Raw genomic sequence first — 22,969 nt, 5'->3', positions numbered from 1 at the left:
GGATGCGCGAGGATGAACCCATGCCACAGATCACCGTTGACCATTCCGCGCAGCTGACCGACGTCTTCGACCGGCGGGGTTTCGGGCTCGCCCTGAATCCGCTGGTCGTCGAGGTGGCGGCCGCCAAGATCGAGAACTGCAAGATCACCTTCCGTCCCGCCGACGAGACCGTGGTCGGGGACACGGCGGACGGTCACGCCGTCGTGCACGTCACCATCGGCCTGCTCGCGGGCCGCTCGGAGGAGACCAAGGCGCGGCTCACGGAGGGGGTGCTCGACCTCATACGGCAGTTCCTGAAGCCGGCCGAGGGGCTGGCGCTGCATGTCTCCGCCGAGGTGCGCGACCTCGACGACTCGTACCGGAAGTACGAGGAAGGATGACTCAGGAGGGCTGAGGCGCCAGTGCGGTCAGCCGGCCGATCAGATCACCGAACGGACCGTCGGCCGGTTCGTCCGCCAGAAGGCGCCGCAGCACGTCCGCCATCTCCGCGTCGTACGCGGCGCTCACCGCCGTCAGTGCGGCGAAGTCGTGCACGAGCTGCATCTCCAGCTCGGGGCGCGGGATGCGGCGGCCGTCCAGCCATATCAGTGCGGTCGCCTCGGCGAGCGAGATCCAGGAGCGTACGACGAGTTCGAGGCGGGCGGGCGGTTCGCTGATCCCGAGATGCTCGAGGATCTGCTCGTACGCCGCCTGCCGCACGGAGTCGATGAGTGCGGTGGTGGTCGACGCCGAGTTCACCGCGGAGGCTTCGCCTGCGGGGACGGCCGGCCCGCCGCGCATCAGTGCGGAGAAGCCGGGCCCGTGCTCGTCGACGAAGTCGAAGAAGCGGCCCATGACCTTGTGCAGCCGTGTCCCGAGGGGGCCTTCGTGGGGCTCCGAGAAGCGGTCGGCGAGATCGTCGGCGGCACGCTTCAACGCCGCCTCGTACAGGCTGAGTTTGCCGGGGAAGTAGTGGTAGACGAGCGGGCGCGAAATGCCTGCCGCGGACGCGATCTCGTCGATCGAGACGTCGTCGGGCGAGCGCTGACTGAACAGTTCGAGTGCGACCCCGATCAACTGCCGTCGCCGCTCCTCGACTCCCATTCTGCGGCGCACCCCGGTTGTCATACGAACACCCTAGCGATCCGACCACCCTCATGTCCTCACGGGATCAGCCATAACCCCCCATGGTTCCGGCACGAGTTGTTCACTGTGCGACTTTCGCACGCCTCAGCGGAGCGCTGAGATGCCCCTGCCGTTCGCGAGTTGTCCCCTCAGGCCGACCTGGGCTCCCTGCTGCGTCCGTACGGACAGCACATGGCCCCGGGCGCTGCCGCTCACCGCTCCCGTGGCGCTGACGGACACCACCTGCCTGCTTCCCGCGGCCAGCAAATACCACGCGCCCGACTGCGACTTCCACAGCACGCCCGCCAGGACGTGCGGCTCGCGGGTGCCGCAGGCGGGGGAGTCCTCGGCCTTCGCCGCGACCGCCCCGGCGGCCTGGCCCGGCTCCAGGAAGTGGGCGAGGACGCGGCTGCCGGTGCCGCGCCATGTCTCGGCCCGGGCGCACATCCAGGTCGCGGCGCCGTTTCCCTCGGGCAGTTGCTGCCGGGCGTACTGCCAGAGGTTCACCGACCGCACGCCGTGGGAGCGCACCGCGGCGAGCGAGCAGGCGGTGCGCGCCCAGCCGGCGAGCGACAGGGGGCCGGTCGCCTCGCGCGGTGTCTCGGGGCGGCCGGAGGTGAGATGCGCGGGTACGAGTTCGCCGAGGTCGGTCATCAGCCGTGTCGACGCGTCGTGCTGCACCTGGAGCACGTTCCACGAGCGGCAGGCGCCGGCCCGCGTGGGGCCGGCGAGCGGATCGGTGATGCCGTCGGGGGAGCGGCCCAGTTCCAGCGGCTCGGCGGCGGGCTTCAGCAGGTCGCGCAGGGAGGTCGCGGACACCCAGGGCGCCGTGAGATAGCGGACGTTGCCGTCGGCCCTGGCGACCACCACGGCGTTCGCCTCCTGCGCGGTCGCCCCGTCGACCCGGGCGAAGTCCAGCGCGGCGCCGCTCGTGCCGTTCTTCGGCTCCGCGTACCGCACGATGCGCAGCCCGTCGTGCAGCAGCACCACGCGGGCCTGGTCCACCTCGCCCGCGTAGAGCAGTTGCGCAGGGCCCGGCGGCGCGCCTGACGGCGTGCCGGGCGTTGCGGACACCTGGACGGACGGGCCGGGCCGCGCCCACACCGCGAGGGCTCGGCGCAGCAGCGTCCGGTCGCCGGTGAGGTTGCCGCGCGCGGGCCACGCCGAGAAGTCCGTGCGCGCGGACCGCTTCCAGTCCGTGGGCGCGACCTTCGTGAGCTTGGCGGGATCGAGGGCGGCCTCGGCGGCGGGGTTCTGTGCGTACGGCGGAGCCGCCGCGCCGTCCGGGCCCCAACCGCTGCCCGGCATCGCGAGCAGCGCCACGCACACCAGCACGGCGGCCGTGGCCGCGGCGGCCGCCTTCATATGGTGCCTGCGCCGCACGAGATCCGTCGGCCGGGCCTGCAGGGAACACGGGTCGAACTCCGAGGACTCCAGCAGTTCGTACCTGGCCTCCAGCCCGTCGGCCTCCCTGAGCGCGGCGCCCGGGTCGGCGGCCCCGGCCGAGGCGAGCACCGCGACCACGTCGGCGTCGGTGAGACGCTCGAGTCCACGCAGCACATAGGCGGCGCGGGCGGGTGCGGAGAGCGCGGACAGGCGCTGGTCGAGGGCGAGTTCGGCGGCGCTGCCCGACCGGGGGAACAGCCGCAGCCCCCACACCTGCGGCAGCAGCGGCGGCAGGTGCGCACGCCTGGGCCATGTCCGCCAGCGGAACGGCCGTCCCGCCCTGAGCGCGGTACGCAGAACCTGGAGCCTCAGGTAGGCGTAGCCCGGATCGCCGTTGCGGCCCGTGCCCGCGCCGGACCGCGCTGCCTGCGGGGGTACCTCCCAGGCCCTCAAGGTACTGGGGGAGGCCGCGGGAGCGTCCGGCACGTCCGCGGCGCGGCCCCGGGGCAGCGCCCGCTGGGTGACCGCGTGGGCCGTCAGCACCCGGCGCCCCGGGCCCAGGCTCGGCGGCAGCACCAGATAGGCGAGTCTGACGAGCCGCGCATAGTGCTCGACGAGCGCGGCCTCGGCCTGCTCCACCGCGACGGCCTGGCCGCGGGCGTGATCGGGGAGGGTGGCGACGTCCTGTGGCTGCACGTTCAGCAAAACGAGCGAATCGTCGGATGGTCACCTTGGCGGGTTAACCCGGGCGTGTCCCTTGCCGCTGTGGCGGGCGTCCGCTTCTGCCGCGGCCCCATGGGCGGCGGGATGACCAAGAGCAGTCCGCGCCGGCGGGCCCCAGATCGTCGTCGCGGCTTGCGTCGTCGCGGCTTGCGTCGTGTCGTCCGGTGCTGGTCCGGTAGCGCGTCAGAGCACCAACTCGGGGTCCGTGGTGAGTTCGACGACGCTCCACGGTTCGTAGGGCAGGGCGGCGAGCCCGTCGCGCAGCGTCCGCCGTACGCGGTCCTCGTCCGCGACGTCCCAGCGACCCGGCGGCACCACGAAGCCGGCCTCGACGTAGAGCTTGTGGCCCACCTTGCTGGTGCGCAGCACCGGCTCGGGAAGCCCTTCGGCGGCCCGCACCCGTTCGACGACGTCGCGGATCAGCTGCTGCACGGCCGGTTCCGGCGCGGACTCCAGCAGCTCGGACGCGGCCTGGCGGAGCATGAGCACGGGCAGCCGGGCGAGCATCACACAGCTCACCAGGACCAGCACCGAGTCGGCGTACGCCTCCGCGCCGCGCCACGCCGTCCTGCCCAGGAGGAGCGCCACCACGCCTCCGACCGCGATGACAAGGCTGGTCACGGCGCCCGCGAGCCAGACCGCCGCCTCCGCCCGGATCAGGTCCGACCGCGGACCCCGCCGCACCAGGTAGCCATACCCAGCGAGGCATGCGAGTCCGCTCACCGCTCCGTACGCGGCCAGGTCCCCGGCCGCCACGTCGGACCCCCCGTCGAGGATGACCCGGATGGCCTCCACGCCGGCGTAGACGAGCGTCCCGAGCAGTGCAAGACCCTGCACGCCCACGACCAGCGGCACGAGCGACTCCCGGCCGAACGGGAATCGCGGCGTCGGGCCGGCGGAGGCGAGGCGGGAGGCGTGCAGCGAGAGCCACGACAGCCCCAGGCCGAGGATGGCGTAGACGCCGTCGAGCAGGATCACCTGCGAGCCGGCTGCGAGCCCCCACACCAGGGCCACGACCGAGAGTGCCACCGAGACTGCCATCGAGACCCTCAGCGCGCGCTGCTCGTGCTGCGCCGACCGGGTCGGCTCTCTATCCGCCATCACACCATGCTCACGGGGTCTGGCTGCTCCGCCAACCGGAGCTCGCACGAGCCTCATCGGCCGTGCCCGCGTCGTGGGCCCGTGCGCGCCGACTTGCGGCGCTGCCGCTCGGCGCTGTCCCCGCCGTCGGTTCTCCAGCGGGCAGGCCGCAGAGGTCTCGAACCAGGACTGCACCCACCAGTTCGATTACGCCCGCCTTCAATCAGGCGGAGAACGCGGTCACCAGGGAACAGCGGCTGCTGTCCTGGGTGCTGCGGCGAGCCGCAGGCCGACCTCCACGAGGGTCTTTTGCCGGCCGCGCCGCGGGAGATCTACGCGGCCGTCAGTCGCTGTCCGGTTCCACGAGCAGGCGCGCGTAGTTCGCCATCGAACGCTGGTAGCGGGGCAGATGCGGGGCCAGTGCGCCGAGCACGAGCGAGAGGCCCTCGCGCTCGCGGCCGAGGTTCGCGAGGCACAGCGCCAGGGTCGCGCGTACGGCGTCGTCCAGTTCGTCCGACTCGGCGTCGAGTTCGGGTGTGAGCAGTCGTACGCCCTCCTCCGGCCGGCCGATGTTCCGTAGGGAACTGGACAGCTGGATCGTGGCGCGGCGCCTGCGGATGCCGGTGAGGCCGCGCTCGAGGGCCTCCCGGTACAGCGGTACGGCCTTGTCGGAGTGCCCGGTCGAGTCGAAGGCGCAGGCCCGTTCGAAGGCGCCGATCGCGCTGTCCGGGGGCAGTTCGGCGACGAGCTTGTCGATCAGGTCGCGGAACTCCGCCTCGTCCAGTTCGTCGAGCCGGGTCCAGGCTGCGGCCGTTCGCTGTTCCCAGTCCGCGCTTGCGGGCTCGGGGGTCGGGCTCGCGGCGGGGGTGGGGCTCGCGGTGTCGGGGGCCGCCGGGTTCACTGGTTCTGCGGTCATGGGCTCACACTCGCACGCGCCTGTCCGCGAGTTCACCGGATTTACGTGCTCACGACGACCTGCTCACTGTTGACTGAGCCGGAACGGATCCGTATGCCCGGGAGGCAGTCGCCATGCCCGGGAGACGGTCGCCGATTGAGCGCGCAGCGCGCGGGAGCCGTATCGAAGGCGGGACCCTCGACGAGGGTCCCGGCGGCGTGGGCCGGTTCGGCCGCCCACGTCCGTGTCGCCGAACGGAAGTCGCCGGAGGGAAATCGCCGGACGGAAAGACGCCGGACGGAAAGACGCCGGACGGAAAGACGCCGGACGGAAAGACGCCGGACGGAAAGACGCCGGACGGAAAGACGCCGGACGGAACCGGAGGGAACGTATGAGGCTGACGCGGGAGAGGCTTGCGGCTGCCGGAGCCGTGGTACTGCTGGCGCTGACCGGCTGCGGTGCGGGCGGCGACGGGGACGGCGCCCCGAAGACCGCGACGGGGAGCCTGGAGCACCTGGCCGGCGAGGTGGACTGCAAGCCGGACATCCAGACGGACGCGGACGAGCTGCGCCAGGCGATCTGCAGGAACGGCGACGGCCGGTTCGTCCTCGCCACCTTCGCCACCGACCGGGGCCAGCGCGAGTGGCTCAACCAGGCGAAGGACTACGGCGGTTCGTATCTCGTCGGCCGTAAGTGGGTCGCCGTCGGTGAAGCGAAGGTGGTCACAGCGCTGCGCGGCCGGCTCGGGGGGACCGTGGAGACCGGGACCTCGCACCACTCGGGGAGCAGCGGTGGTGGGGGGAGCGAGGACGGGCACTCCGGTCACCACATGGGCTGACCGCGCAGGACCGGGGGGTGCGGCGGGCGGGAACTCGGGGAGCAGCCCGCCCGCCGTCACCTCGTAGCAGGTGCCGGATCAGCGGCAACGCCTGCCGCTGTTGATGCAGTTGACCATCTTGTTCATCAGGCTCTCGTCGAAGACGTTGATGAAGTCGTCGTGGTCCGTGATCGGCTTGTGGAGCTGCTCGGGGAAGCCGTCAACGGCGAACGGGTTCTGCACCTGCCCGTTCTCGACCACCGGCCGCTGCACGTCGTACACCAGGCGCATCGTCAGCTGCGGGATGGCCTTGAAGTTGGCCGGGCAGGCCCCGGTGGCCGCGTCCGCGAACGCCACATGCGTGCGGTGGTTGGCGCTGTCGATGTTCTGGCCGTCCCAGCAGCTCTGGAAGTCGAAGGTCCGCACGACCTTGCTGCCATCAGGGCAGAGCGGGTACTTGTCCGTGAGCTGACGGTCCTCGAATCCGGTGCAGCTCCAGGAGGCGTTGGCGTTCGCGTCGCCGTTGGTGAAGGCCTTGGCGTCACCGGTGATGATGCGCAGGAACTTCGGCATGGCGACGACCTTGCTCTGCGGGTTGCCGACGAACTTGATCTGCGCCTGCTCGGCACGCAGCACCCGGCCGACGTTTCCCTCCTTGCCGCCGCCGTCCGCGCCCGCGTCGAACTCGTTCGTACCGTCCTGCACGCGCAGCACCGGCCAGTAGTACGAGGACTTGTCGCCCTGGTCGGCGCAGCTCGTCTCGCCGTTCGCGAACGTGTCGTTGTTGGCGAAGGCGTCGTTCGCCTGGTTGCCGACGTAGTCGTGGAGGTGGTGCGCGCCGTTGCTGACGCCGGGCGCCACGATCACGTTGTCGGTGTTGAACTTGCCGTTCTCGTTGGTGCCGCAGGAACTCGTGAACGAACCCCGCGACGCGTTCTGCCCCCGCTGGGGCTTCTGGACATTGGGCTGGACGGTGGTGATGTCGACGAAGTCGTCGGCGACGGGTCCGTTCCCGGCCTGACCGCCGTTGCCCTGGTTCTGGTCGCCGTTGTCCTGGCCCTGGTCGCCGTCGCCCTGGTTCTGGCCGTCGCCGTCCTGGTTGCCGCCGTCCTGGTTCTGGCCGTCACCGTCCTGGTTCTGGCCGTCACCGCTCTGGTCCTGGCCGTCGCCGGCCTGCCCGTCGTTGGTCTCCGGCTGGTCCGCCGCGCGTCCTGTGCAGGGGGCGAGGGAATCCAGGTTGGCGGGCGGAGTGCCGCCGACGCGGCTGATGATGAGTTCGAGGCGGTCGATGACCGCCGCCCGCTTGTCCTTCAGCGGACCGAGAATGGCGTTCTGGACGAAGTTCGGGTCCCGGGACGCCGCGTCACGGGTCGTGGCGAGGCGGTTGTAGGCCTCGGTGATCTGGCGGTCGAGGTTGGCCAGTTCGCCGTCGACCCCTTCGCGTGCACCGTCCGGTACGTCGGTCAGCTGGTTGCCGACGTCCGGGCAGTCGATGGTGGCCACCTGTGCGGCCGTGGTCTGGCTTCTCCGTGTCGAGTTCTCCTCGTGTGCGGAGGCGTAGAAATTCGCCGCGATCAGTCCGCCACCGCCCAGCACGAGAGCCGCCGAGGCGGCAATCGCACGGTTGGCGACAGTGGAGCGGCGTTTTCGCGATGTGCGTCCCATGGAACTCCTCTGACTTCCTTGCGGGGGCATCGAGGCGCCCGACAGGAGTGAAGCGGCTCCGTTCCATACGGACGACATCCCTCGGGTGTTCAGCCGTCACAGAAATTGGCGGAGGAACGGGGGTTGCCCTCCGCCCGTTGTGGGCAGAGGCCGCCGCCCGCCGCTGTGGGCAGTCGTGCCTCCCCAGTGCCTTAGGGGCCTGGGAGGTACCCCCGGGGGCGGCACGGCGGGCACAGCGGCACCCCGACGGCGGGCAACGCTTCTGTCCGCGTCAGCCCGCGCCCAGTACCTTCGCCTCCACCACCGGATCCAGCCCCACCGCGGGGCGGTCCGGTCGCTGCGGAGGCGTGCCCCCGACGGACCGCAGCCACTCCCACGTATCGGCGACCGTCTCCGCGACGCCACGGCACCGCAACCCCGCACCCAGCGCCTTGGAGACATCGATCCCGTGCAGCGCGTCATGGGATTCGCTGCCCGGCGGAACCCAGACCGGCAGCTGCGTCCACGGTTCGATCCCGGCGCCGATGATCACCTCGGGATCCGTCCAGCGCAGCTCCGCCGCGGCCCCCGTGACCCGTACGCAGGTGTCGAGCAGTTCACCCATCGTGGTGTGCCCCTGCGGGCTCGCCAGGTTGTACGGGCCGCTCAACCCGGCCGCCGCCGCGTCGAGAATCCACTCGGCGAGGTCCCGGACGTCGACGTACTGCAGGGGCAGCGAGCGCGGGCCCGGCGCCAACACCGGCCCGCCCCGGGCGATTCGGGCCAGCCACCACGGGAGACGACCGATGTTCTCGTGCGGACCGAGGATCAGCCCGGACCGGACCAGCAGCGACCGGTCCTCGCCGAAGGCCGCCACCGCGGCCAGCTCGCCGCCCCGCTTGTCCTGCGCATAGTCGGTCTGCCCGGCGTCGGGCGAGCCGTCGGCCAGCGGAGCGTCCTCCGCGTAACCGGCCGCCGGCGGCCACGCGTACACCGAGCAGCTCGACACGTAGACGTAGGCCCCGGCACGGTCCGCGAGCAGCGTCGCGCTGTCCCGGACGACGCTCGGCGCGGCCGACCAGGTGTCGACGACCACGTCCCACTCGCCCTCGGCGAGCGCCGCGAGCCCGCCTGGCTCCGTGCGGTCGCCGTGCAGGACGCGCGCCCCCGAGGGAGCCGCATGGCGGCCGCGATGGAAGACGGTCACCTCCCAGCCCCGCGCCAGCGCCGCCTCCGTGACGGCGCGCCCCGCGAACTCCGTACCACCCAGCATCAGAAGTCTCATGCCGGTGACTCTGCCCCCGGCACCCGCCACGGGACATCGGATTCCGCCCGCAGGGAAACCATTCCGCTGAGGGACGAATCCCCGGGGCTGGGCCGGGGGAGAGGCGACCTGAGGGGGAGACTCAACCCGCAGTCGGCGGCGTGTACTTGTAGCCGACGCGCCGCACCGTCTGGATCGCCTGACGGTGCTGGGCACCTAGCTTGCGCCGGAGCCGCGCGATGTGGACGTCGACGGTGCGGCCGTCGCCCACATGCCCGTAGCCCCACACGGTGGTCACCAACTGGTCCCGGGTGTGCACCCGGTGCGGGTGCGCGACGAGATGGGCGAGCAGCTCGAACTCGAGATACGTCAGGTCGAGCGGCCGTCCGTCGACCTCGGCGGTGCGCTGGGCGGTGTCGATCCGCACGAGCTCGCCGCTCGGCTCGTGCGTGCCGAGCTCGGGCGCCTCCTGCGCGTCGTGCGGGTCCTGTGCGCCGGCCACCGCGGGCTGACCGACGAGGCGTCGGCCGGGCTGCTCGGCCTGGCCCTCCGGCACCGGAAACGGCAGGACGCCCTGCTGGTCTGCCGGTACGAGGACCAGGTAGCCGATCATCGGCGGGCGGCCCGGCAGCGTGGGCAGGGTGTGCTGAGGCGCGGGCAGCCATGTGGCGCCCGGCGGCAGGAAGTCGGCCACGTCCTTCCCCAAGCTCTCAACTCCGTTCGAGCAGGGGAGACCCCAATCCTCGTCCCGGTCGACGGCTCGCAGTCGGTGGCGGGCGGGGTGCTGTGCGGCGGCCGGAGCGGTGACCGCGGCGGCCGTGGTCGCGTTGGCAGTGGAGAAGGAACGGGTGTTCGCCATGGGAGGTCAGCTCTTTCGCGCGAGAAGTCGTCTTGGAGGCCCCTCCCAGGCCCGTAAGGCACTGGGGGAGTCGAGGACTGCGCGTCCGTGGCAGCAGTCGTCGAGGGACGTACGTCGTGCGCGCTGGCCGAAGGCCGGGGTGAACGGCTTTAGAGGGCCCGCGCGTTCACGCGCGGCAACACACCCGGTCGAAGTCGTGGTGCTGACGGGAAGGCCAGAAGGGCTCGAGGTCGCGATGACCCGTCGAGGTGTTCTGGAAGCCGTCCATGCCCCCATTGAAGCAGACGACGGGTGAGGGCAGCAGCCTTCCGGCCGGGGTTCTCGTCCTTTGATACGGACCTCGCCCACAAAGGAAAAGGGAAAGGGGCACCCGCCGATTCGGCGGGTGCCCCTTTCCGGAAGAGCTGTGGGATCAGACCTGGCCGGCCTTCTCCAGAGCGGTGCAGCAGGTGTCGACGATCAGACGCGTCACCGTGTACGGGTCGACGTTCGCGTTCGGGCGGCGGTCCTCGATGTAACCCTTGCCGTCCTTCTCGACCTGCCACGGGATACGGACCGAGGCGCCACGGTTGGAGACGCCGTAGCTGTACTTGTCCCACGGGGCGGTCTCGTGCAGGCCGGTCAGGCGGTCGTCGATGCCGGCGCCGTAGTTCTTGACGTGGTCGAGCGGCTTCGAGCCCTCGCCCAGGGACTCGCACGCGGTGATGATCGCGTCGTAGCCCTCGCGCATCGCCTTCGTGGAGAAGTTGGTGTGCGCGCCGGCGCCGTTCCAGTCGCCCTTGACCGGCTTGGGGTCGAGGGTGGCGGCGACGCCGAAGTCCTCGGCGGTGCGGTAGAGCAGCCAGCGGGCCACCCACAGCTGGTCGGAGACCTCCAGCGGGGACAGCGGGCCGACCTGGAACTCCCACTGACCCGGCATGACCTCGGCGTTGATGCCGGAGATGCCCAGGCCCGCCTTCAGGCAGTTCTCGAGGTGGGCCTCGACGATGTCGCGGCCGAAGATCTCGTCGGAACCGACGCCGCAGTAGTAGCCGCCCTGCGGGGCCGGGAAGCCGCCCTTCGGGAAGCCGAGCGGGTAGCCGTCCTTGAAGAACGTGTACTCCTGCTCGATGCCGAAGATCGGCTCCTGCGCGGCGAACTTCTCCGCGACCTCGGTGAGCGAGGCGCGCGTGTTGGACGCGTGCGGCGTGAAGTCGATGTTGAGGACCTCGCACAGGACGAGGACGTTGTCACCGCCGCGGATCGGGTCCGGGCAGGAGAAGACCGGCTTGAGCACGCAGTCCGACGCGTGGCCCTCGGCCTGGTTGGTGCTGGACCCGTCGAAGCCCCAGATGGGGAGCTCGGCACCCTTGGCGTCGTCCGCCAGGATCTTCGTCTTGGAACGAAGCTTGGCCGTCGGCTCGGTGCCGTCGATCCAGATGTACTCAGCCTTGAACGTCACGGGCCACATCCTCATTCGGGTCTTCTACGGCGCAGACATAGCGTGCTGCGGGTGCTGCGGTGATACTCGGCAGCCTGTCAACCGGCGATTTCCCGATCATTGCCCGATTGTGAACCCCGTGTTACCGGGTTCACCTGTGATCTGTGCGGTGCGGTGAGTCACCTCGCGATCGCGTATGCGCCACCTGTGAGCGGGGCCGGCTGGGGGCGCCGCCCGCTCGTATGCGATGGGCGCAGGTTCGTACCGGTCAGTGCGTAAGGCAGTCGGACGGCCCGCACGAAATGTCCCGTGGCCGCGCGAACCGGACGTGCCGGCCCTGTCGCCCCTCGCCCGGAGCGGCGGGACCGGCACGTCCGGCGGTCAGCCCGCCTTCTCGATCCGGGCGTTGCGGATCAGGAACTTGCCGGGTTCGCGGACCTGCTCGAAGGCCGCGTTGTTCAGGAGCGCGCAGCTGCCGGACACGGAGGTGACCTCGACGGTCGTGGACTTGTCATTGTCCAGGTTCGTCACCTTCAGTCGCGTGCCGACCGGGAACTGGTTGCTGGACGCGGCGGGCGCTCCGCCCTCACCGGAGAGCGTCACGGTGGAACCGGCGCAGACGACCTCGCCGGCGGCTCCGGCCCCTGACTCTCCGCCGCCACCGGCCTCTCCGCCGCCACCGGGTTCCTCGGGGGCGGCGGTCTCCTGAGGAGCGCCCGGCTCCGCGGGTACGGCGGTCTGCTCCGACGATCCGGCGCCCGCACCCGCACCTGCACCTGCACCCGTGCCCGCGCCCGCGCCCGCACCGGCATCCGCACCGGCGCCCGCGCCCGTCTCCGAACCGGCCGCCCCGCCCCCTGCCTCCGCCTCGCACCCCGAGGCCGCCTGCTTGCGCTTGATCTCCTCGATCACCGCGAGCCGGTTGGCGATCCGCGCCTCCGACTGAGCGTCGGGGTTGGCGCGTTGACCGTCGATGAACTTCTGGTTGTTGGCGAGCGCCGTGGCCAGTCCGTCGCAGACCACCGACGTCGGTGCCGCGTTGCTGGTGCTCGCCATGGCGAAGGCCCCGCCGCCGGCGACGGCGGCGGCGCTCACCAGGAGCGCGATCTTCTTCTGCGGGCTGAGCGTCTTCCTGCGCGACATACGTGCCTCCTGTCCCCGGCCGCCCCTGACGGCGGCCGGACGCGGGTACGTTCGGCATTACGTACGAGTAACCCGCCCGGGATGCTCAACAGTCACACCAGAAACAGGCACAACGGTCCAGCTGCTAGCGCGACAGCGCGTCCCGTACCGCCTCCTCCGTCCGCGCCACCACCGCCGTCCCGTCGTCGGCCGTGATGATCGGACGCTGGATGAGCTTGGGATGCTCGGCCAGCGCCTTGATCCACCGGTCGCGGGCGGAGGCGTCGCGCGGCCAGGCCTCACGGTCCTTGAGGTTCAGCTCCTTGGCGATCGCCTCCTGGGTGCGGGTGATGTCCCAGGGTTCGAGGCCGAGCTTGCCGAGCACGTCGCGGATCTCGTCCTCGGTCGGTACGTCATCGAGGTAGCGGCGCACCGTGTAGTCGGCGCCCTCCGCGTCGAGCAGGGTGAGCGCACTGCGGCATTTCGAGCAGGCCGGATTGATCCAGATCTCCATGCCGCACACGGTACGTGAGCCTCATCGGCACCACCCGGAGCACCATGCGCCGCAGCGCCGTACGAACCGTCACATCCCTTGTGGCCAGCGGCTTTTGTCAGTGCTGGGCAGTAGAATTGAAGAAGTGTTCGAGGGTGCCCGCCAGGGACCCTGACCGCGACAGGAGGATGCCCGTGCCCGCTGCCGCACTCATGCAGACGACCCTGCCGATCGACCTTCCGTACGCACCGCTACAGAAGAGGCCGCTGCCCGCCGGACGCCCGCGGGAGTGGTACATCACGCACAACCGCCGGCTCAAGGCCATGCGCCTCGCCATCGCCCTGCTCGACTCGGGCGTCTACATGCCGAACCAGGCGCACAACCAGCGGATCCGGAACACGGCGGAGCGCATAGGAATCCACCCGCCGTCGGACACCACGTGCCACATGGTGCGTGCGCTGATGCGGTACAGCCGCTGATCCGGCTCTGACGCACAGTGTCACAAGGTCCCGTGCGCCCGGAGCCGAGTGCGAGGGGGCACGGGACCTGCCGCGTCGTGGCCTGCGACAGGGCCTAGCCTGGGAGAATGCCCCGGACACATGGGGATGGCCCGGTCACCCTGTTCCTCTGCGGCGACGTGATGCTCGGTCGCGGCGTCGACCAGATCCTCCCGTACCCCGGAGACCCGGCACTGCGGGAGAGCTACATCCGGGATGCCCGCGGTTATGTCGAGCTGGCCGAGGAGCAGAACGGCCCGATTCCCCGTCCGGTCGGCTTTCCCTGGCCCTGGGGCGACGCCCTGCCGGTGCTCGAAGAGGCCGCTCCGGACGTCCGGTTGGTCAATCTGGAGACCAGTGTCACGCGGGACGGCACGTTCGCCCCCGGCAAGGCCGTGCACTACCGGATGAGCCCGGAGAACCTGCCCTGCCTGGCCGCCGCCCGCCCCGACGTGTGCGCCCTGGCCAACAACCACGTACTGGACTTCGGGCGCCGCGGTCTGGAGGAGACACTCAGCAGTCTCGCGGCGGCGGGGCTGCCGACAGCGGGCGCCGGGCGGAACGCGGCCGAGGCCCGGCGACCCGCGGTCGTCCCGCTGGCCGGGGGCGGCCGCGTCCTGGTCTTCTCCTTCGGCATGCCGTCCAGCGGCATACCGCGGAGCTGGGCGGCGGGCGAGGGCAGGCCCGGCGTGGAGCTGGTGGCCGATCCTTCGGAGGCCGCCGCGGACGCGATCACCAGCCGTGTACGGCAGATGAAGCGGCCCGGGGACATCGCGGTCGCCTCGATCCACTGGGGCCCGAACTGGGGCTACGAGGTCTCGGCAGGGGAGACACGCTTCGCGCACGCACTCGTCGACGGCGGCGTCGACCTCGTGCACGGCCACTCGTCGCACCATCCCCGCCCGATGGAGATGTACCGGGGGAAGCTCGTCCTCTACGGCTGCGGCGACTTCATCGACGACTACGAGGGCATCAGCGGCTACGAGCGCTACCGGGACGACCTCCGGCTGCTCTTCCTGGTCTCGCTGGAGCCGGAGACCGGCAGGCCGGCGGGCGTACGGATCGTGCCGCTGCAGGCCCGGCGGATGCGGCTGCGGCATGCTTCGAGCAAGGACTCGGAGTGGCTGCGGGCCGTACTCGACCGGATCAGCGAGGGCTTCGGCCTGCGTGTGGACCGCGAGCCGGACGGGGCGCTCGCGCTCCGGTGGTAGTCAGTGCCGGGCAGGGCAGGGTCCGTCTCATGCCGACCGACCGCCGCGCAGGAACTTGCGCAGCCGCCCGAGCGGCCAGGTGTTGATCACGTCATCCCCGGTGAGCCAGCCGCGCTGTGCCGTACCCACCCCGTAGCGCAGAAACGCCAGGTGGAGGACGGAGTGCGCGTCGGTGTCGATCACGAACTTCGCGCCGTACTCCTTGGCGCGCAGGATGTCCTCGTCGCAGAGGTCCAGGCGGTCGGGCTGCGCGTTGACCTCCAGTGCGGTGCCGGTGCGGGCGCAGGCGGCGAACACCTCGTCGAGGTCCGCGTCGATGCCCGGCCGTTTGCCGATCAGCCGGGTTGTCGGATGGCCGATGACGTTGACGTGCGGGTTCTCGCAGGCGCGTACGAGGCGGCGGGTCATCTCCTTCCGGCTCAGGTTGAAGTGCGAGTGCACCGAGGCCACGCACAGGTCGAAGCCCGCGAGGAAGTCGTCGGGCCAGTCCAGCTCGCCGTCGGGTCCGATGTTGAGCTCGGTGCCGTGCAGCAGCCGCATGCGGTGGTGCTTGCCGTCGAGCTCCCGCACCTGCTCACGCTGGGCCAGGATCTTCTCGTCGGTCATGCGCTGCATGTACAGGTTGGGGGCGTGGTCGGTGATCGCGTAGTACGCGTAGCCGCGCGCGGCAGCGGCCTCGACCATCTCCTCCAGCGGCGCGAGGCCGTCGGTGAGATCGGTGTGGGTGTGCAGGTCACCGCGGATGTCCCGCTCCGTCACCAGGTCGGGCAGCTCGCCGCGCAGCCCCGCCTGGACCTCGCCCCGGTCCTCGCGCAGGGTGGGCGGGATCCAGGGCAGGCCGAGCCTGGCGTACACGTCCTCCTCGGACCGGGAGGCGACGCTCTTGCCGCTCTCCGTCTCGAACAGGCCGTACTCGGAGAGCTTCAGTCCCTGGCGGACGGCGATCGTGCGGGTGCGGATGTTGTGCGCCTTGGAGCCGGTGAAGTACTGCAGACCGGCGCCCCACGAGTCGGGCGGCAGCACCCGCAGATCGATCTGGAGCCCTTTCGTGGTGCGGATCGAGGTCTTCTTCTCGCCGTGGGCGATGACCTCGGCGGTGGCGGGAAGCTCGCTGAGCGCGTCCATGAAGGGGGCCGAGCGACCGGCGGCGACCAGGATGTCGATGTCGCCGATCGTCTCCTTCATCCGGCGCAGGGATCCCGCGTAGGTGCAGCTCTGGCAGCCGGTCACCCGGGAGAGCTCGGCGACGACCTCCTCGGCCTGATCCATGGCCATGCTCAGCAGGATGCGGTCGCCCGCCTGCTGCAGGAGGGCGATGCCGTGCAGGATGTTCTGCTCGGTCTTCTCGCCGAAGCCCTTCAGATCGCGCAGCTTCTCCGCGTGGATGGCGTCGGCCAGCTCGCTGACTGAAGAGATGTGCAGGTCCTCGTAGAGCGTCATGGCCTTCTTGGGGCCGAGCGTGGGGATCGTGATGAGCTCCCGTACGCCGGCGGGGATCTTCGCCCGGGTCTCCTCGACCGCCGTGATCCTGCCGGTGCGGAAGTACTCGACGACCTTCTCGGCGATCGACTTGCCCACGCCCGGGATGTCCCGCAGCTCGGCGGCGTCCAGCTGGGAGATGTCTCGGGGGTGGCCGCCGATCGCACGTGCCGCCTTCTCGTAGACGCGTGCCTTGAACGCGTCTCCGTGAGTGATCGCGATGAGGTCCGCGTACTCCTTGAGGAGCGCCTCGACCTCTTCGTTGGGCCGGGCCACGTCTCCAGTCTAAGAGCGGGAGCGGCCCAGCAGATCGAACTGATGTGCAAAGCGGGCTTCCGTGCGGGAGTTCTGGACAAATCCCCGGGAATTTTGGCACCGTGAGGGGCGCCGGGCCGTAATCGAACACATGGCCGATACTTTTCCGGGGGTCTCCTTCATGTCATCCGCCCGCCTCTCACCGGACGTCGCCGCCTTCTACGCCACCCAGAGCGCATTCTCCGACCCGGGCGCGCTCGCCTCGCTCTACGCCGACCTGCCGGCCGATCCGCGGCAACTTGCCCGTATCGCCCGTGACCTGACGATCCATCGGGTCGAGGGGGAGCTCTACCGCTACGACATCCCGCAGGACCGCCTGCACAACGACGCCGAGACGCGCTACATCGACGACATCCTGCGCATCATCACCGAGCGGAACGACGCCCCGCTGACGCAGCGGCGCGAGCTCAGCGACCGCTTCGTCGGCATCTGCCGCGACTTCACGCTGCTGCACTGCTCGTTCCTGCGCCACGCAGGGATCCCCGCGCGCCTGCGGTCCGGGTTCGCCGACTACTTCGGTTCCGACGGCTTCCACTTCGACCACGTCGTCACCGAGTACTGGGACGACGAGCGGGGGTGGCTGCTCGCCGACGCGGAGCTGGCGGACCCGCTGGTCACCGATAACTTCAAGATCGAGTTCGACCCCATGGACGTGCCCCGCGACCGCTTCCTCGTCGCGGGCTCGGCCTGGCGGACGATCCGCGCGGGCGAGGCGGACCCGAAGACGTTCGGGCTCCACCTCCCGGACGGGCCGCTGGTGGGGGAGTGGTTCGTGGCGGGCAACATCCGGCTCGACCTGGCGGCGCTGAACAAGGTGGAGACACTGCTGTGGGACGTATGGGGCACGGGCGCCGGCGGCGACGAAGAGATGACGGACGAGATCAGGGAGCTGTACGACCAGCCCGCCCTGGTGACGTACGACGATGTGCCCTTCGACGCGGCGCGCAAGCTGTTCACGGAGAACGACGGGCTGCGGACGCCGAAGACGGTGCTGTCGCTGGCGCCGTTCAACGGGCCGAGCGAGGTGACGCTGAGGGGATAGGGCGTCGGCCTCCAGGCGCACGCACTGCCTGCCGCCGGGGACGCGGGTTCTGGTCCCCGGCGGCAGGCAGCTGCCTGACGTCAGTGGCTTCTACGAGGCGGCACGCCTCAGCAGCCTGTACGCCGTCACCGGGTCCCCGGCGAGCAGCGCATGATCGGTGTCCGCGATAAGCCGGGCCCAGTCGGCCGGGGCCGCACCGGCCACCGCACTGGCCTGCGCGGCGTCACGGGCCTGGGCGACGATCTCGTCGACCAACTCCGTATCGCCCTTGGAGCGGGCGGACTCCAGCGCCGCAGGACTGGCGACCGGACCGCTCCCGACCTTGGTACGCAGCCCCCAGCCGAACGGGTACAGCGGCCGGTAGTCGGAGTCACCCACGTTGACCGGCACCTGGTCGGCGCTCCTCGGCCAGCTGACCGGCAGCCGCCCGGTGAAGGGCCGCTCGCCGAACAGCACATCGGCCACGCCCGCGCCCTCGCTGCCGGGCAGCCAGGACGCGACCAGCGCGTCGATCTCGCCGAGCTGGTCCGTGATGATCTGCGGGCGGCCGGAGACCACCAGCACGACGCACTTCTCCACGGCCGAGCAGACCTTGTCCACGGCGGCCTTGTCCTCCGGCTGGAGCGACAGGGACTTCGACTCCTGCTGCGGCGTGGTGCACCAGCCGCACTCCGGCCCGCCGACGTCGCCGTATCCCTCGGCGTACGGTGTCTCGCCGACCACGACGACGCCGACATCAGACCCGTCGGTGGGCGCGGAGGCGTCCTCGCTGAAGGTGACGGCGGCGTCCGGGGCGACCTGCTTGATCCCGTCCAGGATGGAGGTGCCCCGCACGCCCTCGCCGGACACGCCCTGCCAGGTGATGGTCCAGCCGCCCGCCTGGTTGCCGACGTCGTCGGCGTTGCGCCCGGCCACGTAGATCTTCGACTTCGGGCTGAGCGGCAGCAGGTTCCCGCTGTTCTTCAGCAGCACCTGCGACTTGGCCACGGCCTCACGGGCGACGGCCCGGTGTTTCGCGCTGCCCACCTCGTCGACCTTGTCTGTCGAGGCGTAGGGATGCTCGAAGAGGCCGAGGGCGAACTTCTGGCGCAGGATGCGGGAGACGGCGTCGTCGATCCGCGCCTCGCTGAGCCCGCCCGCCTCGACCTCGTCCAGCAGCAACCGCATGAACTCGGGCGCCGTGTTGGGCTCCATGAACATGTCCACGCCCGCGTTGACGGCCGTACGGACCTTGTAGCCGGTCAGGCCGGCGTTGGCCGGGTCCGACGGGTCGGGGATCTGGTGGATGCCCTCCCAGTCGGAGATGACAAAGCCCTTGAAGTTCATCTTCCGTTTCAGCACGCCGGTGAGGAGGTCCTGGTGGGCGTGCATCTTCACCGGGTTGCCGACCCCGTCCTCGGTCCAGTCCACGCTGGAGAAGGACGGCATGACGGAGCCGACCCGGTACGTCCTGACGGCAGGCCCATACGGGGCGAGATCGACGGCGGCGAAGTGCTCCCGGCTGGTGACCGTGACGCCCTGGTCGATCGTGTACTTCTGCTCGTACCAGGGCTTGCCCTCATTGGCCGCGGCGGTGGCGACGTCGTACGCCGTGTCGCCGTCCCCGGCGAAGTGCTTGGCCGTGGCGAGCACACGGTCCGGGCCGATGCGGTTCGGCGTCGGGCCTTGCAGGCCATCGATCCCGGTCTCCATCGCCTTCACCAGGGCCGGATCCTCGCCGAAGCTCTCGTAGCCGCGGCCCCACCGCTCGTCGCGGGTGACGCAGAGGCAGGGCGCGAAATTCCAGGGGATGCCGGTGGCGCGGAGCTCCGCGGCCGTCACCTCGCCCGCCTTCTCGGTGAGTTGGGAGTCACGGGTGGCGCCCATGCCGATGTTGTGCGGGAAGAGGGTGGCGCCGGCGACGTTGCCGTGGCCGTGCACCGCGTCGATACCGTAGATGATCGGGATCTTGAGGCGGGTGCTGAGCGCCTGTTCCTGGAACTCGTTGACCATCTCGACCCACGCGGCCGGGGTGTTCTCCGCGGGTGTGGAGCCGCCGCCGGACAGCACCGAGCCGAGGCCCCACTCGGCGACCCGGGACGGGTCGTCGGCGACCGCGGCCCGTTCGGCCTGGGTCATCTGGCCGATCTTCTCTTTCAGCGTCATCCGGCCGAGCAGGTCGGCGACCCGCTTTTCGACGGGCTTCGACGGATCGAGGTAGAGGGGGCGGCCGGACGCGACCTGGTCGCCGGCTGTGGCTTGGGCGCCGGGCGCGGCCTGCGCGCCGGGCGCGACCGCGAGACCGGTGGCCACCGCCGCGAGAGTGCTCAGCGCGGCGACGGCGCGTCTGAACCGCCGGTGCGGGGGACGCGGACGTGCGGTCGGATGGTGTCGGCGTGTGACGTGCTGACGGAGTAACGAGAGCTGTGGACCGGGCGTACCGGAAGCAGACATGTCCGTCCCTTGTGAGATTTGAGTGCTTGTGAGTGAGCGGCTCGTGCACGGGATTCGCAAGGTGAACGTCATTCAGCGTGAGGATCGAGTCTCAGGCTGTGGCGGACGGGTGTCAATCGGTCGGCAGGGACTGCGACTTACGGTGTGGAAGCCCGGGTGTCGTTGTTGGTGCTGTCGAGTCGGTCCGCCAGGCAGGCCAGATAGAGCGCCATGGTGGACCGGTGGTCGCGCAGCGGCCGGCCGGTGATCTGCTCGATCTTGTTCATGCGGTAGACGACGGTGTTGCGGTGGATGTGCAGCGCCCGTACGAGGTTGAACCGCTCTCGCACCAGGCGGTGACCGTGTCGCGGAGCACCGGCCAGTCCGGCTGGGCACGCAGGTCCGCGGCGGTGCGGTCGAGCAGGCGGTTGCGGGTGAGCGTTGTCCTCAACGATCAGCACCCGCCGGCCCTCCACTTCGGCGCCCTCGGCGAGACGGCAGGTGCCATACGGCTTGGCCTGCTTACGCACGAACGCGCAGGGCAGACCCGTGTGTCGGCCGAGCGCGGTGACGACCGGGATGCCGCCCATCTCCAGGCCGGCCAGCACCTCCGTGTCGGACGGCACCAGCGGCGTCATCCGCTCGGCGATCTCGTCCAGCAGAACGGGATCGCCTTCGAACCGGTACTTGTCGAAGTACTCCGTGGCGGCACGTCCGGACCGAAGCGTGAAGTGACCTTCCAGATGAGAGACGGCATGGATACGGCGAGCAAGATCAGAATGTGTCACAGGCAGCCAGTCTTCCAGGCATCCCGCGGAGCCACGACACGGGCATGCAGCATGTCGGGCAACAGGCGTGCGCTGCGAGGGCCATGGCTCAAGCAGATCGCTGGATCGCGGACTCCGGCCCCTGGGCAGGATCGACGACGGCGACGGCGATTCGGAACCGTTCGTCGAGCGCGGACCAGATCTCGTCCAATAGTTCCTCGCCGTTCCTGGCGCTGACGGTGGCCTCGGTGAAGGGAGCGGCGACCGAGACCTGTTCGCCGTCGGAGTCGTAGGTGGTCAGTAGGACCGCTTCGCCCGGTTCCAGATCCTGCACGGCGAGGGTCATCACATTGCTGGTGAGGCGTGCGGCGCGACTGGGGTGGGCGGCTCCAAAGACGGTGGTGCGTCCGCCGTCGCGGCTGATCAGCGCGGTGAGGCGGGACGTCCGGATCGGGGGGTCCGGTTCGTACGTGAAGCCGCTGAGCGCGTCGGTGGGTGAGGCTCCCGCACGGAGTAGTTCCGCAGCCTGGGACACCTGCTCGCCGTTGCCCAGAACCAGCCAGTCGCTGGTGGTCGTGGCGGCGGCGTAGTGGCGCAGTGGATCGTGCTTTCCAGGAGTGAGGGGGCCGACCACGAGCTCACCGTCGATCAGTCTCAGAGCACGGTCGCGTGAGGCCGGGCTGCGGCCAGTGAGGAAGTAACCGCCCAGCACGGTTCCGGAGTGGGTGCGGGCGCACAGGACGCCGCGGCCAGGGTAAGGGTTGGCGGACAACAGATCCTGAAGGGCGAGCATGCTGATGCGCTTTCTGGTCGGTCCGAGGACTTCAGTCTCGGTTTGGCAAGAGGGGGAAGTGGGCAATCGGCAGCACCGATGACGACTCCAGCACGTCGAGCAGTGCCGTGCCTTCCAACCGCCAACGGGCCGGCGGGTAGTCGCTGGCTCGGCATCCCGGTGGACGCTTTCCTGACGCAGCACCCTGCGAGCGTCGTCGCGGGCCATGGTTCCTCAGTGGTGGAACAGCCTGAGGCCGGTGCGTGCGAGGGCGATCTGATGCTCGCGGCAGGTGTCTTCGATCTCTACGGAACGGATCGATCCGCCCGGCTCGGCGATGTAGCCGACACCATGCCGGTGTGCATGGTCGACGTTGTCGCGGAACGGCAACGCCCCGTCGGAGACGAACGCGACGCCCTTCAGCCCAGCCATCCATTCGACGCGCGAGCTGTCGGTCAACTCTTCTCCCGGCTGCGACAGCGCACGGGAAAGGCGAGTGCTCTCGTCCGGCGTGAGGTCACCCTCGACGAAGCGGATCTGCCAGTTGATCCGGTCCTGACGTCGGACGTCCGGCCGGAAGGCGAGCGCGCGAACCGCCGGATGGCGCCGCAACCACCAGGTGTCGGTCTTCGCGCCGGCAAGTCGCGTGCAGTCCACGCGAGACTGCTGCCCGGCACCGATGCCGAGGGTCACCCCGTCACGCAGGTAGCACACCGAGTTGGACTGGGTGTAGCGCAGCACCACCAGGCCAAGCAGGAGATCATCCGCGGCAGTCGTGGGCAGCGCGCCGCACACGACGTTCTCCAACAGCGTGGCTGCCAGCGGCACCTCGTCCCGTTGCTGGGCCAGGCGCAGGCCGAAGACTTCGCGCGTCTCACGCTCCGGCGGTACGAAGGCCGGGTCCGCTTCCATGACGAGGAAGCGGCCGTTCTTCTTCTTGCTGAGCGTCCCAACGGTACCCGGTGCGTAGCCCGGCGCGATGATGCCGTCGCAGACGACTCGGGCCAGCAACTCGGCGAGTTCCGCGTCGACCGGGTGCGAGACAGCGGCGAAGTCCCCGTAGGAGGACTTCGGGTCGGCGTCGCGAGCACGCAGATACGCACTGGTCAGGGGGCCGACTTCGTCCTGGTGAACCGCGTAGAGCTCCGCCGTCACGTCATCGACGGGCCCGGACACGGCAGCACCGGCAGGTGAGACATGCTTGAAAGAAGCAGCCGCCGGTCGATTCAGGCACCGGCTCGCCTCACACACCAGCTGCCAGCTGTTGAGCGCGTCCAGCATGTTGATGTACGACGGGTTCCCCTGCACCACCCGAACCGGCCACCGGCCCGGCCGGACCGGCGTGGCATCCGCCGCCCGTTGCTGGGGGTTCATTCCGTAACGCAGATCCACGTCGTGGCCTCCTCAGCGGACAATCACTGACGGAGGCGCCCAGGCGGTCGACGCTCACGCGGAAGAACGGCCGCTCCCCGGTGGTTGTCCACCCTCGCCAGTTGCGGCCGGACAAGACTCTATCGGCAAGAGCGCTTAGCGGGTCGGCCGATCTTGGATCGCTACCATCAGCGATTGCCCAGCTGGTGAGCCGATCGTGGCCAGAGCTGTCCGCACAGAGTCCGCAGGACACCCGATGAAGACCGTCGCACCCATCGCCAGCAATCATCAAAAGA

The 22,969-nt window shown here is 70.2% G+C and carries 20 protein-coding genes and 1 riboswitch; of the genes, 5 read left to right on the top strand and 15 right to left on the bottom strand.

Annotated elements, in window-relative coordinates:
- Positions 1 to 20: 20 nt before the first annotated feature.
- Positions 21 to 380: a 5-carboxymethyl-2-hydroxymuconate Delta-isomerase gene (locus ACSMXV_RS13515; protein ID WP_473177870.1), complete on the top strand. Its 360-nt coding sequence runs from the start codon at positions 21 to 23 to the stop codon at positions 378 to 380.
- A gap of 1 nt (position 381) precedes the next feature.
- Here the strand turns inward: ACSMXV_RS13515 and ACSMXV_RS13510 are convergent, their stop codons facing one another.
- The 4 genes from ACSMXV_RS13510 to ACSMXV_RS13495 form a co-directional block, all read right to left on the bottom strand.
- Positions 382 to 1,107: a TetR/AcrR family transcriptional regulator gene (locus ACSMXV_RS13510; protein ID WP_473177869.1), complete on the bottom strand. Its 726-nt coding sequence runs from the start codon at positions 1,105 to 1,107 to the stop codon at positions 382 to 384.
- 102 nt (positions 1,108 to 1,209) lie between these two features.
- Positions 1,210 to 3,186, bottom strand: a complete 1,977-nt coding sequence (locus ACSMXV_RS13505) for a hypothetical protein (protein WP_473177868.1) — start codon at positions 3,184 to 3,186, stop codon at positions 1,210 to 1,212.
- Positions 3,187 to 3,396: 210 nt separating this feature from the next.
- Positions 3,397 to 4,314 carry a cation efflux transmembrane domain-containing protein gene (locus tag ACSMXV_RS13500; RefSeq protein ID WP_473177867.1) on the bottom strand — a complete coding sequence of 306 codons (918 nt, stop codon included), beginning with the start codon at positions 4,312 to 4,314 and terminating at the stop codon, positions 3,397 to 3,399.
- Positions 4,315 to 4,636: 322 nt separating this feature from the next.
- Entirely contained in the window at positions 4,637 to 5,209 is a 573-nt protein-coding gene (locus ACSMXV_RS13495; RefSeq protein ID WP_473177866.1) for a tetratricopeptide repeat protein, read from the bottom strand.
- A 370-nt stretch (positions 5,210 to 5,579) separates the two neighbouring features.
- Here ACSMXV_RS13495 and ACSMXV_RS13490 point away from each other — a divergent pair, with 370 nt between their 5' ends.
- Positions 5,580 to 6,026 (top strand): hypothetical protein, encoded by a 447-nt coding sequence (locus tag ACSMXV_RS13490; RefSeq protein WP_473177865.1) that lies wholly within the window; start codon positions 5,580 to 5,582, stop codon positions 6,024 to 6,026.
- 78 nt (positions 6,027 to 6,104) lie between these two features.
- Here ACSMXV_RS13490 and ACSMXV_RS13485 read toward each other — a convergent pair whose 3' ends face one another.
- The 6 genes from ACSMXV_RS13485 to ACSMXV_RS13460 all read right to left on the bottom strand — a co-directional run bounded on the left by ACSMXV_RS13485 (position 6,105) and on the right by ACSMXV_RS13460 (position 12,828).
- On the bottom strand, positions 6,105 to 7,670 hold the full coding sequence (locus ACSMXV_RS13485; RefSeq protein ID WP_473177864.1) for a DUF1996 domain-containing protein: 1,566 nt from the start codon (positions 7,668 to 7,670) through the stop codon (positions 6,105 to 6,107).
- Between the two features lie 271 nt (positions 7,671 to 7,941).
- The gene (locus ACSMXV_RS13480) at positions 7,942 to 8,934 is read right to left on the bottom strand and encodes an NAD-dependent epimerase/dehydratase family protein (protein ID WP_473177863.1); all 993 of its coding nucleotides are present in this window, start codon (positions 8,932 to 8,934) and stop codon (positions 7,942 to 7,944) included.
- 121 nt (positions 8,935 to 9,055) lie between these two features.
- Positions 9,056 to 9,772: a winged helix-turn-helix domain-containing protein gene (locus tag ACSMXV_RS13475; RefSeq protein ID WP_473177862.1), complete on the bottom strand. Its 717-nt coding sequence runs from the start codon at positions 9,770 to 9,772 to the stop codon at positions 9,056 to 9,058.
- A gap of 412 nt (positions 9,773 to 10,184) precedes the next feature.
- A complete protein-coding gene (glnII, locus tag ACSMXV_RS13470; RefSeq protein WP_473177861.1) occupies positions 10,185 to 11,213 on the bottom strand; it encodes a glutamine synthetase in 1,029 nt (342 codons plus the stop codon).
- A gap of 360 nt (positions 11,214 to 11,573) precedes the next feature.
- Positions 11,574 to 12,335, bottom strand: coding sequence for an RlpA-like double-psi beta-barrel domain-containing protein (locus ACSMXV_RS13465; RefSeq protein ID WP_473177860.1), 762 nt, complete (start codon positions 12,333 to 12,335; stop codon positions 11,574 to 11,576).
- 124 nt (positions 12,336 to 12,459) lie between these two features.
- Complete coding sequence (locus ACSMXV_RS13460; protein ID WP_473177859.1) at positions 12,460 to 12,828, bottom strand: arsenate reductase family protein; 369 nt, start codon at positions 12,826 to 12,828, stop codon at positions 12,460 to 12,462.
- 167 nt (positions 12,829 to 12,995) lie between these two features.
- Between ACSMXV_RS13460 and ACSMXV_RS13455 the strand changes: the two genes are divergently transcribed.
- Complete coding sequence (locus ACSMXV_RS13455; RefSeq protein ID WP_181659447.1) at positions 12,996 to 13,286, top strand: hypothetical protein; 291 nt, start codon at positions 12,996 to 12,998, stop codon at positions 13,284 to 13,286.
- 107 nt (positions 13,287 to 13,393) lie between these two features.
- Positions 13,394 to 14,515, top strand: a complete 1,122-nt coding sequence (locus ACSMXV_RS13450; protein ID WP_473177858.1) for a CapA family protein — start codon at positions 13,394 to 13,396, stop codon at positions 14,513 to 14,515.
- A 27-nt stretch (positions 14,516 to 14,542) separates the two neighbouring features.
- Here the strand turns inward: ACSMXV_RS13450 and polX are convergent, their stop codons facing one another.
- Positions 14,543 to 16,270 carry a DNA polymerase/3'-5' exonuclease PolX gene (gene polX, locus ACSMXV_RS13445; RefSeq protein ID WP_473177857.1) on the bottom strand — a complete coding sequence of 576 codons (1,728 nt, stop codon included), beginning with the start codon at positions 16,268 to 16,270 and terminating at the stop codon, positions 14,543 to 14,545.
- A 160-nt stretch (positions 16,271 to 16,430) separates the two neighbouring features.
- Here polX and ACSMXV_RS13440 point away from each other — a divergent pair, with 160 nt between their 5' ends.
- Positions 16,431 to 17,351: a transglutaminase-like domain-containing protein gene (locus ACSMXV_RS13440; protein WP_473178922.1), complete on the top strand. Its 921-nt coding sequence runs from the start codon at positions 16,431 to 16,433 to the stop codon at positions 17,349 to 17,351.
- Positions 17,352 to 17,441: 90 nt separating this feature from the next.
- On the opposite strand, the gene ACSMXV_RS13435 is transcribed toward ACSMXV_RS13440, so the two are convergent.
- From ACSMXV_RS13435 to ACSMXV_RS13420, 4 genes are all read right to left on the bottom strand, one after another.
- Positions 17,442 to 19,643 carry a glycoside hydrolase family 3 protein gene (locus tag ACSMXV_RS13435; RefSeq protein ID WP_473177856.1) on the bottom strand — a complete coding sequence of 734 codons (2,202 nt, stop codon included), beginning with the start codon at positions 19,641 to 19,643 and terminating at the stop codon, positions 17,442 to 17,444.
- Between the two features lie 278 nt (positions 19,644 to 19,921).
- Positions 19,922 to 20,551, bottom strand: a complete 630-nt coding sequence (locus tag ACSMXV_RS13430) for an orotate phosphoribosyltransferase (protein WP_473177855.1) — start codon at positions 20,549 to 20,551, stop codon at positions 19,922 to 19,924.
- An 88-nt stretch (positions 20,552 to 20,639) separates the two neighbouring features.
- On the bottom strand, positions 20,640 to 21,323 hold the full coding sequence (locus tag ACSMXV_RS13425) for an IMP cyclohydrolase (RefSeq protein ID WP_473177854.1): 684 nt from the start codon (positions 21,321 to 21,323) through the stop codon (positions 20,640 to 20,642).
- Between the two features lie 213 nt (positions 21,324 to 21,536).
- Positions 21,537 to 22,694, bottom strand: a complete 1,158-nt coding sequence (locus ACSMXV_RS13420) for a phosphoribosylaminoimidazolecarboxamide formyltransferase (RefSeq protein WP_473177853.1) — start codon at positions 22,692 to 22,694, stop codon at positions 21,537 to 21,539.
- A 30-nt stretch (positions 22,695 to 22,724) separates the two neighbouring features.
- Positions 22,725 to 22,809: riboswitch (ZMP/ZTP riboswitch) on the bottom strand.
- Positions 22,810 to 22,969 lie beyond the last annotated feature (160 nt).

Source organism: Streptomyces sp. DSM 42067 (assembly GCF_055792885.1).
The sequence above is the reverse complement of the archived record's forward strand: the minus strand, read 5'-3'. Positions and strand labels throughout refer to the sequence as shown.

What these genes read in the sequence shown, in the direction of transcription:
- ACSMXV_RS13515 (WP_473177870.1), top strand. Translation starts at nt 21, where the DNA reads ATGCCACAGATCACCGTTGACCATTCCGCGCAGCTGACCGACGTCTTC.
- ACSMXV_RS13510 (WP_473177869.1), bottom strand. Translation starts at nt 1,107, where the DNA reads ATGACAACCGGGGTGCGCCGCAGAATGGGAGTCGAGGAGCGGCGACGG.
- ACSMXV_RS13500 (WP_473177867.1), bottom strand. Translation starts at nt 4,314, where the DNA reads ATGGCGGATAGAGAGCCGACCCGGTCGGCGCAGCACGAGCAGCGCGCG.
- ACSMXV_RS13495 (WP_473177866.1), bottom strand. Translation starts at nt 5,209, where the DNA reads ATGACCGCAGAACCAGTGAACCCGGCGGCCCCCGACACCGCGAGCCCC.
- ACSMXV_RS13490 (WP_473177865.1), top strand. Translation starts at nt 5,580, where the DNA reads ATGAGGCTGACGCGGGAGAGGCTTGCGGCTGCCGGAGCCGTGGTACTG.
- ACSMXV_RS13485 (WP_473177864.1), bottom strand. Translation starts at nt 7,670, where the DNA reads ATGGGACGCACATCGCGAAAACGCCGCTCCACTGTCGCCAACCGTGCG.
- ACSMXV_RS13480 (WP_473177863.1), bottom strand. Translation starts at nt 8,934, where the DNA reads ATGAGACTTCTGATGCTGGGTGGTACGGAGTTCGCGGGGCGCGCCGTC.
- ACSMXV_RS13475 (WP_473177862.1), bottom strand. Translation starts at nt 9,772, where the DNA reads ATGGCGAACACCCGTTCCTTCTCCACTGCCAACGCGACCACGGCCGCC.
- ACSMXV_RS13465 (WP_473177860.1), bottom strand. Translation starts at nt 12,335, where the DNA reads ATGTCGCGCAGGAAGACGCTCAGCCCGCAGAAGAAGATCGCGCTCCTG.
- ACSMXV_RS13460 (WP_473177859.1), bottom strand. Translation starts at nt 12,828, where the DNA reads ATGGAGATCTGGATCAATCCGGCCTGCTCGAAATGCCGCAGTGCGCTC.
- ACSMXV_RS13455 (WP_181659447.1), top strand. Translation starts at nt 12,996, where the DNA reads ATGCCCGTGCCCGCTGCCGCACTCATGCAGACGACCCTGCCGATCGAC.
- ACSMXV_RS13450 (WP_473177858.1), top strand. Translation starts at nt 13,394, where the DNA reads ATGCCCCGGACACATGGGGATGGCCCGGTCACCCTGTTCCTCTGCGGC.
- ACSMXV_RS13440 (WP_473178922.1), top strand. Translation starts at nt 16,431, where the DNA reads ATGTCATCCGCCCGCCTCTCACCGGACGTCGCCGCCTTCTACGCCACC.
- ACSMXV_RS13425 (WP_473177854.1), bottom strand. Translation starts at nt 21,323, where the DNA reads ATGCTCGCCCTTCAGGATCTGTTGTCCGCCAACCCTTACCCTGGCCGC.